This is a genomic window from Shewanella schlegeliana (genome assembly GCF_016765635.1).
GTDB lineage: Bacteria > Pseudomonadota > Gammaproteobacteria > Enterobacterales > Shewanellaceae > Shewanella > Shewanella schlegeliana.
In genome coordinates, this window is record NZ_JAESVD010000003.1 from 88,593 (window position 1) to 107,835 (window position 19,243).

Here is a 19,243-nt window from a genome sequence, read left to right on the forward strand (position 1 = left end):
TTAACCACCACAAACCTAAATAACAAATTCATCAACAAGGTAGCAAAAAAATAGCAATACAGCGTATGGCGCCAGCCCGTATTGATACACTTCATGCAAACTATGTTATTCACTGTCTTCAGGTTTAGAAATAAAGATCCGATTGATATCATTACTCCATAACTGAATAATCTTGCGATTTTTGGCTTTATTCCAAAAGCATTTACCAAATAATATAATCGCTGCTCCTTCAAAATCTCGGCGATCCTCTAAACCAAACCTTAGCTTTAATGGCTCAGCTATCTTATCGATGGGTATGCCGACATCTTTGCTATCGGCGGGGTTTAACCAAAGCAACTCTTTATCGACATGAGAAATCGTGCCCCAATACATACGCGGCGAACCCGCTTCGGTGGGCTCAGCATCGGCAAAGTTAACGAACAAGTTCTTAGCTCGCCAACGGTACTTTTCATCGGTATAGACCCAAAGATCTGACTCGGCAAGCTCACTACCACGCATCAAACTATGAAGCAGTTTCTCTAAGCCCTCTTTAGCGATACGTTTTTCAGTGTCCGCAGTTTGTGCACCGTCCAGCTCTAGCGCTTCAGTTGCTGCTTGCTCAATGCCAGTGTTCAGAACTGGCTCTTCGGCGGGTTTATTTTCAGGCTTTGACGTTGAATTCAGATCAGGTTTCTGTGTGTGTTCATTTTTAGCGAGCTGAGCCTGATTACGCCTGTTAACGCTAGCTCTATTAAGACTAGGCTGGCGACTAAAATCGATGATCATCGCATCGCTATCGACCAACAGCTGATTAACCTCAATGGCATGCTGCTCCTCACGCTCTTTTGCCAGTGAAGGCTTAAACTCACGGCAATCAGCTTGATGATAGCGAGAACCAAAACAAGCCGCCTTGCCATCTTTAGAGGCTTTTCGATAATAGGCTTTACCCGCGCAGGCTGGACACACCAATGCTTGGCGATATTTCTCAATGTCGCCATCACTGAGTTTCTGAAACTTAAAAACGGAATAAGTCACAGGGTTCGACTCATCAAATAAACATATTGCATCAAGCATACTCATTACCACCCGTTTCGAAGCGCATTTCTAACCATATTTGAAAATATAGACAATCCCATCATAGGCTATTGTTAAATATAAACAATAGCCAGCTCCCCACCCTATTACGAATAGGCTTTTCACGCGCAACCTGAGTCGAACGACCCTTACTGTTCCTTTGGCAAGATCTAGCTTACCCCATTATAGTTCCACTTTTACCGAAATAATTATTGACTAATTTTTTAATCGGACTATTATCTGCCCAACTTAGTTATTTCGACACATCCAGAAATAACAAACCAAGTATTTTAGAGGTAAGAATTATGAGTCCTGAAATCATCGCCATGGCTAAAGAAACTGCCGGAATGTTTCTGTTTTTAGCGGCCGAGCTAACCCTGCTATTTATCGCAATTAGCTATATCGTCGGTTTGCTTCAGGAATACATTCCACCAGAAAAGATCCAATCGATTTTAAGTTCGAAGAAAGGTAAGGGTTACATTATTGCCGCGCTACTTGGCTCGATAACGCCATTTTGCTCGTGCTCTACCATCCCGTTCTTAAAAGGTTTGCTAAGAGCAAAGGCGGGTTTTGGTCCCATGATGGTGTTCCTGTTTTCAAGCCCATTATTGAACCCAATTATCATCGGCCTATTTATCGTAACCTTTGGCTTTAAAGTGGCACTGTTTTACTTCGTCGTTGCCATGACCGTATCGGTAACTGCGGGTTATATTCTTGAAAAGTTGGGATTTGAGCGTTACGTAAAACCCGAAGCTTATGAAGCGGCTGGCGCATCTAGCTGTGGTACAAGCTGTAGCGATACCCCTAAAGCAGCGGCAAAGGTTGAAGCTGAAACGGCAGTAAGTTGCTGCTCAGCCCCTAAAACTATCACTGTTCCAGTGGCTAATACCAGTTGCTGCAGCGAGCCGAAAAAAGCAGTTGAAGCGGTGACAACAAGCTGTTGCTCAGAGCCTGTACTTGCCACAGCTAGTTGCTGTACAAACAGTACTGAACCAGCGCTCAGCAGCTGTGGGACTAACGAAAGCGTCAAACAAGACAACCGTTGGATGCGTGTATGGCGCGCAACCTGGAAAGACTTTAAGCAGGTGCTACCTTACTTGATGATTGGTATTTTACTTGGCTCATTTATCTATGGATTTATTCCGACAGATTTAATCGCTGAGTATGCAGGCGAAGGCACTTGGTATGCTATTCCAATCGCTGCAGTGATTGGTATTCCACTCTACATTCGAGCAGAAGCGGTGATCCCATTAAGCTCGGCATTAGTAGCAAAAGGAATGGCGCTTGGTTCGGTGATGGCACTGATTATTGGTAGCGCAGGGGCAAGTTTAACCGAGGTGATTCTGCTTAAGTCTATCTTTAAGAATCAGATGATTGCCGCGTTCCTCGCAGTCATCTTGGGTATGGCGATGGCTGCAGGCTATCTGTACACAATTCTCTTTGCCTAAGCCTATCTAATGTTCTAAGGGCGATCTTGTGAGTATGTTCAATGCTCACAAGCTCCCTTATCTAAGTTTACCGAAAACACAATCAATCACGCACTGCTGTAACCACTCATCCAACGGGTTTCGACGGGACTTATTAGCATAGATTAATGCAAATTCAGACGATGGTTGCTCTAGCTTAGGATCAATCTTAAGCACCCTAAACCGATCTGATAATGTTGCAGCCAGTAACTTTGAGCAGGGCAGCAGCATATCGGTCAGCTCTAAACTTCTTAAGATAATATTCATTTTACTGCTTGATAGCTGAACTTGTGGCTGGCAACCTAATTTTCTTAATGCATCTACAGCAAAGTTTTTTGTTTCATTCCAGCCAGGAACAATATGTGAGGCTAATGGGTACTTTAAAAAGTCTTCGACCTGTATAACCTCCTTTTGAAGCGGATGCTCTTTACGGCAAAGCACAACAAAGTCATCTGTACCTAATCTCTCCTGGATTAGCTGCTTTGTCAGCTCTAATGGAAAATAGTTAATCGCCAGTTGAATTTCACCGTCAATAATTTGATCCGGTGTACTCTCCTCCCAATCAGCCATGTAAATTTCCATATTGGGGGCTCTCTCGGTTAACATTTTAATTAACGGAGGCACTAACCAATGCGCAATAAACCCATTCACTGCAATGGTCACTTTCCCACTATAAAGATAAGGATCGAACTCCTCCTCGACGTGAAGCGCTTCAAATAATTGATCCATCGCTTCTGGTAAGCGTGAACCAATAACCAATGCCTTTGAAGTGGGTTCTAAACCGTGAGCGGTTCTAACAAACAACTCATCACCAAAATAATCTCTTAAACGCCTGAGAGCACGACTCACCGCAGGCTGGCTCAGATGTAATATTTCAGCTGCCTTGCGAGTGTTTTTCACCTCAATGAGCACACGGAAAACTTTTAACAGATTAAGGTCGAGTTGGCTCATAAGTCAGTAATATCAAGAGAAAAGTGGAGAACATCTTCATTTGATATTAGATGCATCCTAAAGTAAAAGATACCCTAGGGTAAAATGAGCTCAGTTAAGATAAGCCCAAGAAAATGTAAACTCGGCAGCAAGTCATGCCACCGAGATAAAAGCAACTTAAGCTAAAGCAGATTCAAGCTGATAGCGAGTCGGCGTGTTTTTTTGAGGGTGACGATTCAATAGAAACTCAATAAAACCGGAAGTAACAGGACTTAGGCTTTTTGATTTAAGGTAAACAATACTAAAGCAACTTGTGAGTTTCACCATATCCGATACAGGCAGACTCACCAGCCTTCCCTCCGCAAGCTCTTTTCGCACCGCGATCTCAGGAGTAATAGCCACCATATTGCAATTTAGTAGTGACTCTTTAATCGGGTAAAATTGATCGAACTTAACTAAACCACCAAAGTCATGGCGATCTTTATCAAACAGATCACCAAACTGTGTCTGTAAACTTAAAGGCATAGCCCTAGGTAGCGCCAAGGGATATTCTCTTAAATCATCAAGCATTAATGTTTTACTCATCACTAGCGGATGATCGGCTCTAACACAAAAAATAATTTCATACTCGGGTAAAGGTAAGGTCACCAGTTCATCTCGCTTATCAAAATCTGTCGCTTTAGTCTCAGCAACAAACATAGATAATCCACCGCCTATTAACCGTTCATAGAGTTCTGCTGGTGACTCAACGATTAACTCAACATTGATATGTGGGTAGAGACGAATAAAGTTTCCAATAGCCGAACCTAACAATGCATTCGAAGGAATTGGACTTGAACCTATCAAGATATCACCAGCATCAAGACCATTGAGCGAGCGAATATCCCGATACAAAAGATCCACGTCATCGATAATTTTTTGCCCCTGCCTTACCACCAACTCCCCAAACTCAGTTAATGATACTGATTTAGAGTTTCGCTCCAGTAATTTAACACCAAGACGCTCTTCCATCTTTTGAATACTGCGAGACAGTGAAGGTTGAGCCAAGTTAAGCTGCACGGCGGCACGATTGAAATGTTTCAGCTTTGCCAGAACTAAAAAGTGCTTTAAATGCCTTAACTCCAATGAAAATCCCCTTACTGAATCGTTTACTTTCTCAACAGCAATCTTAATCTGTTCAATCTCTGTTGGATAATGACTCTCTGATATTTAAGAAATAACAAAAACGTATAGCCGACGCTTGTGATCTAACAAGAGGTTTCTGTGGCAAAGATTAACAATTTGTATCCTTCCTTTGCTCAAGGTCGTTTTCATCAACTATTTATACTTTTTCCTATATCGACCATTTTTATGGCTCTGTTCTTCTACAGCTCTATGATTAGCAAGCTTTTTAAGCCATATCCACCTGACTGTTAATGCTAACTCAGTGAATAATAAGTAAGCCTCTCCGCTATTACCAATGCAAAAAATGCATCAAACATTGATGAATTTCGCATTAGCCAGATGTTACGTATTTGTTTAAAGATTGTGTTCGAACGGGGCCTCAATACCCCTAATAACAATAACGATAGCGGGAGATTGACTGTGAAATTAAATACTATTTCAATAGCCATAAGCAGTGCCATCTACGGAGCGCTAGCCATGTCGAGTGCTCAAGCATTCGATTCTGAGCGTATAAAGCCTGTCAACATCATGGAGTTATATCAGGCTCAACAAGAAGCAAAAGCCAATAGCAGCGAATTGCCTATAAAGCCACTAAGGCGTGGTGATATGAGTAATATCCACTTCAGCCCCAAACAGGCAAAAGATAAAATTCAAATCGAGAAAGATCTCGTTGGGCAACACACCTATATCGTGCGCCTACATGGCAGTTCCGTAGCGACCTATGAAGGGGGAATTCCTGGGCTGCAAGCCACAAAATCAACATTGAACGCTCAGAGCAAGAAACTCTTTCGTGCTGGTCAACCAGCAAAAGGCAATGGCGCTGCAATCGATGCCTACACCAACCATTTATTGAATAAACAGCAAGACTTTATCCAAAAATCAGGGGTTGAGGTTAAACAACAATTCACTCTGGCAGCGAATGCCGTCACAGTGGAAATGACCCAAGCTGAAGCTTTACACCTTGCTAGCATGTCTGAAGTGGCTTATGTACAGCGCTCTAAAATCTACCAGTTGCATACCGATATCGGCCCTGAGCACATAGGCGCAAGCGGTGTATGGGATGGGACAAAAACCAGCGATGGCAATGCGTATCTTGGCGAAGGCATGGTCGTAGGCATAATAGATACCGGTATCAATACCGATCACCCCTCATTTGCGGCAATCGATGGTGATGGTCATGAGCACATCAACCCGCTTGGTCAAGGAAATTACTTAGGTGATTGCGCCTTAGAAGAGTTTGCTAACCGCTGTAACGATAAACTCATTGGTGTCTACACCCATAAAGATATTACCGCCGAATACAGCGATGAGTGGGGCAACAAACTCGCACCAGACTTTGGTGAAGACTTCCAAGGCCATGGTAGCCATGTTGCTAGCACTGTTGCAGGTAACGTTCTCTATGATGTTGATGTTGTTGGTTCTCAATTAGGTGGTGGAGAAGGCAACCCAATTGGGGTTCAAATGCCTAAAATCTCGGGCGTAGCCCCCCGCGCCAATATTATCTCTTATCAAGTCTGTATGGTAAGCGGTGGCTGTTCTGGTGATGCGATGTTATTTGCCATCGAGCAAGCGATCAAGGATGGTGTCGATGTCATTAACATGTCGATTGGTGGCGCAGAAAGCTTTCCTTGGGATGATGCTTTTGAAATGGCATTCTTATCGGCTCGTGAAGCCGGTGTCGCTGTAGCCCTGTCTGCCGGTAACTCTGGCGCAGCTTACGGTACTGACTCTCTATATACAGTCGATCACACCTCACCTTGGGTGCTTAATGTCGCAGCCACGACCCATGCTCGTTCTATCGTTATCGAAGATAAGGCCCTTGATAATTTTGTGGGCGGAGACGCCTCACTGATGCCCTCAAGAATCGATGCTGCGGGGATCTCGGAGGCTTTTAGCGGTGAATTTGTCCTAGCAGTAGATTATGGTGATGCTCGCTGTAATGCCCCCTTCCCTGCAGGCACATTTGAACCCACGCATATCGTTATATGTGAACGTGGCGACATTGCCCGAGTTGATAAAGCGGCAAATGCAGCTGCCGGTGGCGCTGGTGCGTTTGTTCTCTATAACACATGGGATGAAGGCGACAGCGTCGTCAATGATACCTATGTGATACCTGGGATCCATATCTCGGCTAAGCAGTGGTATGGAAACTGGCAAGTAACGGGTCTTCAACCTTGGCTAGCATCGGGTACCGGTCTTGAAGGCACCATTACAGCTTCAAATGCCAAGCGAGTCATCACCCCTGATGATGCTGACTGGCTAGCTGACTTCTCTTCTCGTGGACCATCAAGCACTGTTGATGAGATATTCTCTCCTGGTATTGCAGCCCCAGGAGTCGACATTTTCGCAGCCTGGAATGATGAAAACCCGCTAAATCCCCAAGCAGATACTCGTAACTACAACAGCATCAGTGGTACATCGATGGCCAGCCCACATATTGCGGGCATCATGGCATTAGTACGCCAAGCCAACCCAGGTTGGACGGCATCAGAGGTACAATCTGCTTTACAGATGACCGCCGACAGTACAGCCATTAAGGCTCTACATCCCTACGATAAAAAAGTCGAAGTCGCCGGGCCATATCGTGCGGGTCATGGTTTAGCCAATGTTGAGCGCGCTATCAATGCAGGCCTTATCATGGATGAGTCAGCAGATAACTTCCGCCGAGCCAATCCACAAAATGGCGGGCAGGTTCGAGAGCTTAACCTTCCACAGTTAATCAATAAGGATTGTGGTCTAAGTTGTAGTTGGATCCGCACAGTTAAAGCAACTAAAGATGGTACTTGGACCGTTAACACCAACTACTCCGATAGAGATCCTCTTTACTGGGATTTCACCTTAGATCCAACGGCAAGCGTATCTGTGACTCCTTCAACGTTCACTCTTAAAGCTGGCGAGACCATAGATTTAACGGTAACCAGTCTGTTTAAAGAGTCTGATATGGCTTGGTATGATGGTACAGTACAGACGGCCGTGGGTTCGATAGAGTTTGTGTCGAGTGATGCCAATACCCCGAGTGCCCTGTGGCCTTTCTTGACCACTTATAAAGGTAAAACCCTGCCAAACACAATCAATATCACCGCCCATGACGATCAGTCTAAACATGTCATTGCCGATGTCCCTTTTGGTGCACCGGGGTCAAGCTTAATCGGCGTTGCATACACTCCGGTTGAGGCAACAACGACTGAAATCATCCTGCCTAGAATGCAGTTTGGTGTCTCTATGATGGATGAAGAGTTCTATTGGGATACCAGCCAGCCTAATATCAAGACTTTTGAGGTAACGGTACCTGAGAACAGCGCCGTATTTAGAGCCGAACTCCTTGGTCGTGTGAGTTCAGAGATAGATCATGCCCTCAATCAATACCTTGATTCCAGTATCTACATCTTTAAAGACTTCAATAACGATGGCCGCCTACATAACTCTGAAGCCATTTGTGCCTCTATGCGTGGGCAAACCACTAAGGGCGAATACTGTGCGTTAGAAAACCCTGAGGCGGGTGAGTATACCATCATGGTGATGAGTGCTTATCCTCTGTTCCCTTTTGACAATGTTGATACTATTGAGATGGCACATGTGGTCATTCCAAAAGAGCAAACATCAGCCATAAACCTTAACTTTGAGGACACCAGTGAGCGTAACTCTAACCTAACCATCGACTGGAATATGGAGATGGAGCAAGGTAAGCGTTACTACTCTGCAGCTGCTATTGCTGCAGGTGATAATGCAGAAGGTTCACTCGCAATGGTGCCCCTTAATATTACTCGCGGCGTTAATAGTGTCTCCATTGATAGCTCTCAAGACACGGCTCGCGTGGGTGATATCATCGATGTTAGCGTTATAGTACAGCCGAACCTATCGGGCAGTGATAGAGAAGTTGAACTATCAGCGGTGTTATCTGATGGCTTAAAGCTTGTACCCGACTCCATCTCTTCCATTGATGGCTTGACCGAAAACGAAAATGGCTTCTCGCTATTGAGAACTCAGCTTAATACCGCGGCCAAAGAAACCAACTACAAGGTGACCACTAACCTTGAAGATGCGATGTGTCGAACTCCCCTCGATTTTGATTACCCTGATGGCACACCTATCGATGGCGGCTATGTAGACCTAGCAAGATTTGGATTCGATGTGACTTGGGGAAGCTTCTATGAAGTCAATGAGTGGGGCTGGGGTAACTGGGTTCACGATACTGAAATTCCATTGATGGCAGGGACATTAGCCCCGTTCGACAATGCCGATTACTTCACTACTGACAGTATTATTCTAAGCTCGAAAGGTTGGCTACAGCTGGATGTTTGGAACTACAACCCTTGGGACTTTGTCCCTATGGATATGTACCTAGAGTTACCCACTAACGATTACTCTACGCCACCTGATTTCATCGTAGCACCATTTTGGGGAGGTAAAGATGCAGCAGGCGATATCTTTGCTGAGCAGAAGTGGAATCTAGCCATGTATGAACCCAACTGGGATCCGAGTGAAAGTAAAGGCGTTACCCTAGCCTATGCCGATGACTACACTATTATCGAGTGGAATAAAGCTGCCACACACGATAAGAGTTGGGATGAAAACTGGAACACGATTATTAGCCCACGGGAGGATAGTTACGACTTCCAAGTATTCTTAAAATCGAATACCAGCCATAAACCTGGTGGATATGAAATCATAATGGCCTATGCCAACATCGATTTTGCTGGCGAAGCGGGTGATGGATCTATCGGTGTTCGTGGTTACAATGGCCCCCGTGGTACCTACGGTCCACTGAAAGGCCACACTGGCCAGAGTTATGCCTACAACGATTTAACCGATAAGGTCTCAAATGATTTGGTTGTCTGTTATGACATTAGCGGCCCAAGCGACAGCATCGTTGTGGTTAACATGCAAGCCGAGGTCACTCATGATTCATTAGGCATAGACCAAACTGTAACAGTGACTGGCGAAGTTGAAGGGATCTCCGATGCCAATAGTGAGCAGGTCATCGCCGTTGCCTCTAACATCATTATGTCAGCCATTAGTGATAAAGTTGTCGCAGAGAATACAAGCCTAGAGGGCATTGTAGTGAACTATGCCGATAACGATGGTGGACTGTCGGCCAATACCATTACTGTAACTGGTGAGCATATCACTGCACAGATTAATGGCCATACGTCTGGATCAACATTTGATATTACGCCAAATACCAACTTCTGGGGGGAAACTATGGTCACTGTCACGGTATCAGATAATATCTTCCCTAATGATGCAGCCTCTCAAAGCTTTATGCTGACGGTCACCTCTGACGGCGTAGAACCGACACCTCCGCCAGCAGCAGAGGAGCCAGCGCCAGAGTCTAACTCAGGTGGTAGCCTTGGGTGGTTAGCGCTACTCACTCTAGGCTTTGTTAGCCTAAGTCGCCGTAAAGGTCGCTCAGTGAAATAACGCCTATTAGCGTCAAGCGTTCCTGTATAAAGGCCTTCACCTGAAGGCCTTTATTTATCTCTATCCCCTATTTTTCCGCCCCTCGGCAAGCTCCCCCCTCAGCGCTGGGAAGATAACAGGATTGATTAAAATATATACAGCCCGATATTAGATAGCGTATAATTGCTCGCCGTTAATAGTATTAGCATTGACGAGAGCACTATGGCTCATGGCTCATGGCTCATGGGCATTAACAAGGATTCATAGCGAAACAACAGCTTGATAGAGCAAAAGAGGAGTATTGATGGCTAAACATCAAAAACGAGCACAGGTGCTTGAACACGAAAGTGGCCGCGGCGTAATAAAAGATAACGCCTTAAAGGCAATCGTTACCAGCTCGCTATTTAGAACGCGCACTGAAAAACCAAAGAAAGGTAAAGGGTCTTACAACCGCAAACAACAGAAGGGGCAGAAGCTGAAGGGCTTTGCCCCTTTTGACTATCTAGCGTTCGCTTAACTTATTTGCTTAAGTTATTCACTTAAGTTGTCACTCATATCAATACTGCAGCTCACCAGCATCGCTCTCATCCTCAGCATAAAACGACTTTAAATTCAGCAATCCCCCTTTTTAAGAGGCTAAAATTGATTGTAGATAAAACTGGCGATAGCTAAGACCACCAGCATAACAACCAGACGATATAGTACACCTTTAACCGGGTTGACCTCTCTGTTTTGCTCCGCGTGCTTTCTCTTCGACATAACCTGAAATCCTAAAATGAGAGAGTTGATTACCCTTTGCAACTTAAGCTTAAGCGTTGTTGCAGCGATAATGGTAATAGCGTCTTATAGGGCATTAACTGCTCGAGTAATCCATGCAAGATATCCTGTGCGACGAAGGCATCGGCCGCCGCATATTGCAGCTGTAGCTCACTCAATGACTCAGTTAAAGGCCTAGCCCAATTAGAGAGGGTAACCTTCTTGCTCTTAGGCAGTTTCAAGCCTAACACTGTTGCCGCCATCTGCTGTGTCCCCATCTGTTTAGGGGCTCCAAGCTGATTCATCACCCAGTTAAGATCCAGTATTGAGACCAGCCCAATATCGAAATCGCGCTGCATGGCACTAAGATCACTTCTTAGGCCAACTCCTACTTTCAGCCACTTATCACTAGACAGGATTGGCGCTAACGCGGCCTTAAAGTGGGGAATGTTCTCAGCCTGCATTCGAAACAGGTAGCAATTTGTCAGTGTCGAAACTTGGATCAGCGAAATAGGATTAGGGTTACGACGGCCCTTCTCAAAAGTCGCCGCAGTTTCGGTATCGAAACCGATACAGGTTTGCGCCTCTATATCGGTTATCGCCGCTTGAAGACAATCAGCTGTGACCACAATAATCTGCCGAGTTTGACCATTTAGCTTTGCCGATACCTTTTGAATCCGCTCGACATCGAAACCCTCTAATCGAGATAATTCTCTATCATCGACGCGGGTGATGAGGCTTGTTCGCAGTAGCAGCCAGTCGAGCTTAAGCTGGTTCTCTGTTGTGGTAATAGAGCCAAAGAAGGCTTTCTCTGCCGCCTGCATCGCCTCAAAATACTTATCAGCCTCAATACCTAACTCTCGACGTATCGTCGCCGACTTATCAGGGCTAAGGCCAAACTTAAATAAACTCATGCTCGCACCCTAGATTCAATCTCGCTTTGTAATTCATTACTGCTACAGACTCCATTATTGGGTCACCCAGACTAAGCCCCAATTTTGTTCTACCGCCTTAGCGATACCGGCTTTAAAGCGCTGCCAACCAGTGAACATCTCAAGGTATTCCGATTCCTGTGGAATGTAATCAGGATTATGTTCAAGCAACCAAGCATTAAATCTATTCCGTACCGTTTGCTCATCAAGCTTAGATAACAAGATAGCTAACTCGGCAAGGCGATGACTCTCAAAGGCAAAAGACTCATTGCTTCGATCCATTTTGATAGCATCATGATGGTTGATATCTAGCCAAGTTTGAAAAATACTGCCAGCGCCTCTCACCAACTCCTCGGTATCGTTGAGGATGTAATGGTACAGATCGACGTTACGGTGATTAATATCAGGCCCTATCATCTCAACCTGATGCTGCGGCCAATCCTGTGGCAAGACTAATGCTTTGCCACCACGAATAAGCCTAACAAGCTGAGTCAATATAGATTGCTGCTTAATGGCGACAACAGCCTCAAGTTCTGGTATTTGCCCCACTAGGTAAACTTGCATCGTTTGTGGGTTGTGCTTTAAAAATTGAATATGCTCATTCGGTAATGAGAATACATTTAGACATAGCGCCATTTGGGCTCCGTTAACAATCTATAATCACAAGCATATTCCCAAGTAATGCAGAAGAGTGAATGATGCAATTGGTATAAGCCACATAATAACAACTAATTAGCTAACAAGCCCAAGAAGTTAATCGTGAAACCTTATCTTATGATTCATATAGTAAGCCCAAACAACACATCCATACATTCCATCTTCAAGTTCACAGCTTTCAGCAACAGAACTGACGTATCAAAGATTAATGGCTAATATTTACCGCCACAGAATATGCCGTCGCCTATGGAGTTAAGTAACATCATGACAGAGTCTTCTTTCGAGCGGGCTAAACACGCCTTCACCAACGCTATCTGGGCCACATTCGCGAGCATGTCTCTTGGGCTCGCATTTAAGATCTGGTTAGCCCAGTGGGTCGAAAAAAGTGACTTAGCCCTTTACCATACTGTCGTCGACATCGTCTCCATGTCGCTTATTCTGTTGAGTGGCTTTCGCGCCTCAATGGTAGTGAGCTTTTCACAAACCAAAAATGATAGAGATATCACCAACATCTTCCGCTACTCACTGATTATTATGGTGCTATTTACTTGGGGGCTCGTTCTGCCCTATATCAAGCACCAACTCAATATCGACGTTGAATATATTCAGTTAGTGGGAATTATCCTTGGTATGGGCTTTAAGGTGTACTTTACTAATCAGATTGGCATGTATCGCCTCTACGATATCGCCAACAGAGCTACCTGGATAGAGCCTCTAGTACAGATAATACTGTTTTTAGTCTGCTACTATCTGTTAGCACAAACGCCTACCGCTTCGCTCTTCTTTAGCTTAATGTTATCTAACTTAGCGACTGCAGCTTATATGTTTATAAAGCGCAGAAAACTTATCGCCACAACGCCTCTAGCCCCGGTACAGCTCAACCCTGATATGCGAAATTTTGTTAAAAAGAGCGTAATGTCATCACTGGAGGTAGGGGCCAGTATCTTGATGATTTACATCACTGTGTTACTGACAATTGGCTACTTTACCATAGATGAGCTAGGCGACTTCCAAGTGGTAGTAAGGCCGATGATTGCCTACTTAACCATGCTGTTTATTTTCCCTGTTTACCGCTATATTTTGCCCGAGCTAGCTCAGTGCTTGCGAAATAAGGCTCACCAAGAGATTGCCCTTATTCGTAACTGGTTTTTCAAACTAAGCCTTGGAGTGAGTGCTACGCTACTGGCTGGGTTGCTGCTATTTAGTGACGAGTTAGTCGCTCTGGTATTCCCAGAGACATACGCAAAGGCAGCCCCCATCTTGATGCACTTTGCACTTTTCTTTGGTTTTATGATGCTTAATGCCTACCAGATCGCCTATATCAAATCCCATGGTTTATTCTTGCAAAGTTTGCTGATCCGCCTGCTTGGCGTAGCAACACTATTAATAATGTTTTACCTGCTCAGGCTATTTACCGATAACGTCGTTGCGGTGATTTTAGCCCTAGGTTGTGGCTATTTAACTATGTTTATCGCCTCGAGCATTATTGAGCGCAAGCTGCTTAATCAGCACCGCCTCAATACTCACGAGTTAGCACATTAGCCCATCATAAAAACAAAAAGAGCCGTAACTCAGAGGTCGTTACGGCTTTGAAGGCTTAACTCAATCTAGGGGAAGACGCTCCCCCTCCTGCATAGATTGAGGTTAGGCAGGGTGCTTATACTTATCTAAGCTTCTTTTTAATAGTAAAAGACACTCATTGGGCTGCGTATTACTCTTCGGCAGCAATAAGCTTTATCTCATTACTAGCCTGCGCACCATGGATCTGAATAGCCACTTTATATAAAGCAACCGCCCCAGCTGCGGCTTTACCTTCTAGGTCGAGATCGATTGCATCGAAAGTGTATTGCCCCTTGGTCGCTGTTTCAGTCAAGATCCCTACACACTCTTCATCTGTACTAGTGTCACACTTATAGCCTTGTGTCACATGCCAGCGTTTCCAAGCCTTTGCCTTAGTCGAAGGTGAAGCAGGATCCGGATAACCAAAATAGAAGATATCGTAATCGGTCGCCTTGGTAATGGCTTTATTATCACTATCTTTAAGACTAAAAGTTAATGCTCCTGTAGCGGCATCGACACTATCTAGACTCATCACGATATTCGTTGCTTCATCAATATCGATAGTATCTTCTACCGGTGGCGGCACAACCACTGGTGGCTCAGTTACATTATCATTGTCACTTCCACAGCCAAGTAGGAGCATAGAGCTTGCCAACATGGCGCTCAATATTTTGACCTTCATAGCTTACTCCTTAGTTAAAGTGACCTGTATGACAAGTAGTACACTCCATATCTGTCTTCACGCTAGCAGCAGGACCCATGGTCTCTGTTACACCGTGACAAGACTGACAAGCTTGCGCTTCTGCAGAAGGCTTAGCCTCAGGTAGAAGAGAAATATCCTCGCCACCGTGCGCACGGTTAAGCAGCTCTACGATATGGTAAGCCAAACTGGCAGACAGGCGCTTACAGCGCTCACCTTTTTCCTTAAATACCTTACCCGAAGCAGCAGACCAATTACTGATAGAGGAGTGACAAAGTGGGCTATTCGCAATAGATGTGGCGCCCACTTCTAAGCTCTTTTCTGCAGTAGAGCCGATGCCAGCGACAAATTCATCCGATGAAAGTGGTAAGTCTTGAGTTTCGTAATAACGGAATGTTGCGCCGATCACCGCACTATTTTGACCGTTGATATCACCTAAAATATTGATCAACATGCCCGCCGCATTCAGGTTACCGCAGATGGTGCCTTGACCAACGATACCGGCCCAGCCATAACCCGCAAGCGCCGTTGGGATAGTGGCAAACTTTTCTGCATCGACACTATTTGACTTAGCAAGCATAGTCACAATCGAGTGAAATACCTGATGCATACAACCGCCACCCGTTTCATAGGCAAGCTTGGCGGTTGCCATTGCATCTAGTGGCACATACTTAAGCGTCTCTCCCATCTCTAAACGATAGTTGCCATCAGCATCTGTGGCAGCAAAAGCAGAGGTTCCCACTAAAGCAGCACCAGCAGCAGCTGTGCTTAATCCGATAATCTTAGTTAACGCCTGACGTCTATCAATACTCATAATAATCACCCTATATCCATCATTATTTTATTTTGGTTATAAGCCTTATGGCCTATTACGGTTAGTAAACGAGTTCAAATTTGGGATAACGACTCGATGGGTTAACTTTAAGAAGTGTGGAAAATAAAAGTGTGATTTGAAGCAGATGAAGCTGGAGTGTAAAACAACATATATTCGAGCTAACAGAGGCTTGAATTCTCGCCGCCACAGCCGATAAACCCCGACCATTTGTGACTAAGGTCACATTATTAATGGGCATTTGCAGTAATATTTATGTTTCAGCAGGTTGATTAATTGTATGAATCAATGTGACTAACCTCTCATTTAGCCATACTAACCCCTGCATAACACTCAAATTTGTCACGGCAGCAGAACTTAAGCATCAGGATCACAGACTTCATTAGTTTAAGTTCATAGACTCATCTTATAGAAGATTCTAATGGGGCGACGAAGATGCAATTGGGACATTGCAGATTTGATATTGAAAAAGAAGAGCTGACAAACCTAGACAGTGGTGATGTTTGGCACCTGCCTAGGGCCGAGCTGCAAGTGTTAACCCTCTTAATTGAGTATCAAGGCAAGGTCGTCGCCAAGCCGCTACTAAAAAAAGGTAATGGTGAGCAGCCACCACTAAGTGACTCCTCGGTCACAAGAGCCGTATTCACATTACGCTCATTTCTAGGCCCACAATATGAATCGCTTATCGAGACAGTAAAAGGTCAAGGCTACCTGTTGCGCCATCATCGCAGCCGTAAGAATGACCGAGTTGCCTCAAGTCAAAAGCGGTTTTCGACTAAAGTAGCGGCAATATCTGCGTGCTGTATAGCCCTGCTCTTAAGTTGTGGATGGCTCTTTATAGACTCACAAAGCCAATCTCCAGCATCGCCTAAGCCTCTACAGGTTCGCAGTGTCGATACCCTCTCAGGGCAAACTGTCAATGTTATCCTGTATTCCCATTCTAAAACCAACAACGGCTTATTAACCGATCTCGGCCAGACGATGCAGCAGAGCTTCGCCCAGTGCCGACTCACTAGCTGGAAGAATACCTACCTGTCTTTGTCTCACGATAAGCAGGTACTCAACATCACTTTGCGGGGTGATCAGTTCGGCCAGTCTATTATTCGTAACTTAAAAATTAGCGATCTACGCCAACCCAAACAATTCATTAATCAACAATGGCTGCTGGCAGTGGACATTTGTGATTAATCGATACAAGACACTGGGCCGCAGAAATAGAACAACAACGCAGTACACAAGGAACTGATAATGAGCCGAACATGGCGCTGGGCTATTAACATCATTATTTTACTCATCTTGCTCGTTTGTGTCGGGGTGATATATAAACTGACTGCAAGACAGCCCGGTTTTATGCTCAGCTGCAGCTCAGAGCTTTTTAATCGGCAACAAAATGAACAAGATAGCAAACACTACCTGTTGGTCGATCTGTTCTCGAAAGATGGTCAGGCACAAATAAACTATCGCTACTTCGACCTAGACGGTAATTCGACGGGCTCGGTTTCTATGCAGGGACAGGTCAATAGTGTCGATCTTGATAGCATGCTTTATGATATTTCAGTCAAAACTAAACAAGAGTATCCTCACTCCGATCTTAAGCAGGCCCCTGAGCACTATAAGTACCTCTCTTATGTCAGTAGCTTAAACCTCAATAGAGACGGAATGCATAACCTGAGTGTGCAAGTATTAGAGCGTGATGAAAGCAAAGACTTTGCCGTTGTGCTGTTTCAACCAAGCAATACCGTTTGTGGCTGCCGCTTAGTTAACTAACGAGAACAAAAGCTAAAGACAAAAAAGCCACCTTGCTTAGGTGGCTTTCATTGCGGTGTTTCAATCGATTAGCCCCAAGGCATGTCGACATAGATCCTAACGAGGGTATCTCTATCCCAAGGTAGAATAGCTAAATAATCTGGCGAGTTCTTATCTCTATTATCATAAGGATCAAGATTATATTCGCTATGCTCCACACTTAGCTGAATCTTGCTATCCTCAATCCAGCCATCCAAACGGTAACTCACTATCCCTGAAATTTTGTTTTCAAGCCAATCGCTACCATCATTCCAAGTTTGCGCCTTGGCATAGATATCAAAAGAGTCCCCCAGTGGTAAGCGAGTATCGAATGCGACTGAGTAGGCTGTTGTTTTATTTTGAAAGTCTTCACGATCATAGCCACGTTCTCTTGGCACATCATCGTCAATCTCCAACATGTAATAACCCGCTGCAACTTCAAATCCCGCATAAACACGATCGCTATCGTATCTAGCTACAATACCGGGAAAGAGCTTAGCCTGCTTCTCTATCGAACTGACTGTATTCCGTTTCCCCTCTAACGTTACTTGCCATTGTAGGTTCATCACCTCAGAGAAGCGGTACAAGTTACCATCGACCGAAAAAGCACTCTGAAACCAAATAGGGATATGGTCGGGATCCAGCTTGTCTTTATCGTCATCGATAAAGATATCTATCTCCCCCTGCCAAAGCAGATCTGATTGCGTCTTATGCGCCGCATAAAAGCCAGCATGAGCACCAAGCGTATGCGAGTCAGCCTGATCGACTATGGTGTCATGAGCACCAAATGCGACACGCCAATCCGTAGCTTGTGCATTTGCCGCCAAGCCAGAGCCTACGATTCCTAATACTGCAATAAATAGTTGCGATTGATTGTTCAAGTCCCTTCCCCCCAAGGATTAACCAGGCTCTATATCAAACTTATTGATCTATATAGCAAAGCCGTATATTCAGTAAAACTAACATGAATAGATAAGATATCCAGTTTAATCTTAGTCAGATTACAGATAATGCGCTAAATACTTACCAATAATCCCAAGGGCTTTATCTGCCACGCTTTATACGGCTCAGAAACTTAAATTAGTTCCCCAAATACCTAGGTTTTTTAGAAAAAAAAACTGAGATTGTGAAGCTTGGCAAAAATTAAAATGAAAACCTCCGCTTCCGCTTAAAATCACTATATGGGTCACACTCTAAAGCATGTATTAGTCGCCAAATTCAGTCATAATTAAGCATCTGGTTTTATTCTTAACAACAATGTAATTTGCTGTAACGGATGAATAATATTTGTATTATTCGTTATCGCTCGACTACTTAGACTAACGTCACCTAGAGGACACTAGCTTGATTAAACATATTGCTTTAGCGTTAACACTTGCCGTTGCTCCAATGAGCAGCTTTGCCGCACAATTTATCGAAGGTAAGCACTTTACTGTTGTTTCAGATAAAGCCCCAAGCAGCGAGCCAAAACTGACTGAGTTCTACTCGTTCTACTGCGGTAACTGTTTCAACATGGAAAAGATGTACTTAGCGGACATCAAAGCTAACCTAAACAAGCAGATCACCTTTGACAGCAAGCACGTTGATTTCGCCAACACAGACATTAACACTGAAGTGATGCGCTCTCTTGCAGTGATCCAAACTTTAGATAACAAGCAGCCATTAACTGACGCTATGTTTAAAGTTATCCAGGGCGACAATGGTGAGAAACACGATCACAGCGCACCAGGCCATAAGCATGAAGAGCCACTAAAGAGCCGTGATGACATCAAAGCAGTATTTGCTAAGTTTGGCGTTGACTCTGCCCAGTATGACAAAATTGCTGATAGTGCAGAAACCGATAGCAAACTAGCGTTATGGCGCAAGCAACAACGTGAATTTAGAGTTCAAAGCGTACCAGCTTTCATCGTTAACGATAAATACGCGATTAACATGGGCTCTATCCGTACTCTAGGCGAGCTAATCGACCTAATGAACTACCTAGCGATTGAGCACAAATAATCTCAAT

At 44.5% G+C, this 19,243-nt stretch carries 16 protein-coding genes; 7 read left to right on the forward strand and 9 right to left on the reverse strand.

Annotation, left to right across the window (positions count from 1 at the left end):
• Positions 1 to 105: 105 nt before the first annotated feature.
• Positions 106 to 1,053, reverse strand: a complete 948-nt coding sequence (locus tag JMA39_RS05815) for a hypothetical protein (RefSeq protein WP_202720898.1) — start codon at positions 1,051 to 1,053, stop codon at positions 106 to 108.
• A gap of 305 nt (positions 1,054 to 1,358) precedes the next feature.
• Between JMA39_RS05815 and JMA39_RS05820 the strand changes: the two genes are divergently transcribed.
• Positions 1,359 to 2,501, forward strand: coding sequence for a permease (locus JMA39_RS05820; RefSeq protein WP_202720899.1), 1,143 nt, complete (start codon positions 1,359 to 1,361; stop codon positions 2,499 to 2,501).
• A 57-nt stretch (positions 2,502 to 2,558) separates the two neighbouring features.
• On the opposite strand, the gene JMA39_RS05825 is transcribed toward JMA39_RS05820, so the two are convergent.
• A complete protein-coding gene (locus tag JMA39_RS05825) occupies positions 2,559 to 3,470 on the reverse strand; it encodes a LysR family transcriptional regulator (protein ID WP_202720900.1) in 912 nt (303 codons plus the stop codon).
• A gap of 156 nt (positions 3,471 to 3,626) precedes the next feature.
• Positions 3,627 to 4,574 carry a LysR family transcriptional regulator gene (locus tag JMA39_RS05830; protein WP_202720901.1) on the reverse strand — a complete coding sequence of 316 codons (948 nt, stop codon included), beginning with the start codon at positions 4,572 to 4,574 and terminating at the stop codon, positions 3,627 to 3,629.
• Positions 4,575 to 5,033: 459 nt separating this feature from the next.
• Between JMA39_RS05830 and JMA39_RS05835 the strand changes: the two genes are divergently transcribed.
• Together JMA39_RS05835 and JMA39_RS05840 are read left to right on the forward strand one after the other, a co-directional pair.
• Positions 5,034 to 10,034, forward strand: a complete 5,001-nt coding sequence (locus JMA39_RS05835; protein WP_244999898.1) for a S8 family serine peptidase — start codon at positions 5,034 to 5,036, stop codon at positions 10,032 to 10,034.
• A gap of 283 nt (positions 10,035 to 10,317) precedes the next feature.
• Positions 10,318 to 10,530, forward strand: coding sequence for a ribosome alternative rescue factor ArfA (locus JMA39_RS05840; protein ID WP_202720902.1), 213 nt, complete (start codon positions 10,318 to 10,320; stop codon positions 10,528 to 10,530).
• A 119-nt stretch (positions 10,531 to 10,649) separates the two neighbouring features.
• On the opposite strand, the gene JMA39_RS21280 is transcribed toward JMA39_RS05840, so the two are convergent.
• The 3 genes from JMA39_RS21280 to JMA39_RS05850 are packed head-to-tail and all read right to left on the reverse strand — an operon-like array spanning position 10,650 to position 12,337.
• Positions 10,650 to 10,772, reverse strand: a complete 123-nt coding sequence (locus tag JMA39_RS21280; protein ID WP_269154425.1) for a hypothetical protein — start codon at positions 10,770 to 10,772, stop codon at positions 10,650 to 10,652.
• A gap of 29 nt (positions 10,773 to 10,801) precedes the next feature.
• Positions 10,802 to 11,683, reverse strand: coding sequence for a 3'-5' exonuclease (locus JMA39_RS05845; RefSeq protein WP_202720903.1), 882 nt, complete (start codon positions 11,681 to 11,683; stop codon positions 10,802 to 10,804).
• Between the two features lie 54 nt (positions 11,684 to 11,737).
• Positions 11,738 to 12,337, reverse strand: coding sequence for a hypothetical protein (locus JMA39_RS05850; RefSeq protein ID WP_202720904.1), 600 nt, complete (start codon positions 12,335 to 12,337; stop codon positions 11,738 to 11,740).
• A 285-nt stretch (positions 12,338 to 12,622) separates the two neighbouring features.
• Here JMA39_RS05850 and JMA39_RS05855 point away from each other — a divergent pair, with 285 nt between their 5' ends.
• Entirely contained in the window at positions 12,623 to 13,900 is a 1,278-nt protein-coding gene (locus tag JMA39_RS05855) for a lipopolysaccharide biosynthesis protein (RefSeq protein WP_202720905.1), read from the forward strand.
• 169 nt (positions 13,901 to 14,069) lie between these two features.
• Here the strand turns inward: JMA39_RS05855 and JMA39_RS05860 are convergent, their stop codons facing one another.
• Both JMA39_RS05860 and JMA39_RS05865 read right to left on the reverse strand, forming a co-directional pair.
• The gene (locus JMA39_RS05860; RefSeq protein WP_202720906.1) at positions 14,070 to 14,600 is read right to left on the reverse strand and encodes a hypothetical protein; all 531 of its coding nucleotides are present in this window, start codon (positions 14,598 to 14,600) and stop codon (positions 14,070 to 14,072) included.
• Positions 14,601 to 14,610: 10 nt separating this feature from the next.
• The gene (locus tag JMA39_RS05865; protein ID WP_202720907.1) at positions 14,611 to 15,432 is read right to left on the reverse strand and encodes a cytochrome c3 family protein; all 822 of its coding nucleotides are present in this window, start codon (positions 15,430 to 15,432) and stop codon (positions 14,611 to 14,613) included.
• Between the two features lie 453 nt (positions 15,433 to 15,885).
• Between JMA39_RS05865 and JMA39_RS05870 the strand changes: the two genes are divergently transcribed.
• On the forward strand, positions 15,886 to 16,638 hold the full coding sequence (locus tag JMA39_RS05870; RefSeq protein ID WP_202720908.1) for a winged helix-turn-helix domain-containing protein: 753 nt from the start codon (positions 15,886 to 15,888) through the stop codon (positions 16,636 to 16,638).
• A gap of 60 nt (positions 16,639 to 16,698) precedes the next feature.
• Positions 16,699 to 17,217 (forward strand): hypothetical protein, encoded by a 519-nt coding sequence (locus JMA39_RS05875; protein ID WP_202720909.1) that lies wholly within the window; start codon positions 16,699 to 16,701, stop codon positions 17,215 to 17,217.
• Between the two features lie 68 nt (positions 17,218 to 17,285).
• Here the strand turns inward: JMA39_RS05875 and JMA39_RS05880 are convergent, their stop codons facing one another.
• Positions 17,286 to 18,116 carry a hypothetical protein gene (locus JMA39_RS05880; RefSeq protein ID WP_202720910.1) on the reverse strand — a complete coding sequence of 277 codons (831 nt, stop codon included), beginning with the start codon at positions 18,114 to 18,116 and terminating at the stop codon, positions 17,286 to 17,288.
• A 463-nt stretch (positions 18,117 to 18,579) separates the two neighbouring features.
• On the opposite strand from JMA39_RS05880, the gene JMA39_RS05885 reads away from it, so the two are divergent.
• The gene (locus JMA39_RS05885) at positions 18,580 to 19,236 is read left to right on the forward strand and encodes a thiol:disulfide interchange protein DsbA/DsbL (protein WP_202720911.1); all 657 of its coding nucleotides are present in this window, start codon (positions 18,580 to 18,582) and stop codon (positions 19,234 to 19,236) included.
• Positions 19,237 to 19,243 lie beyond the last annotated feature (7 nt).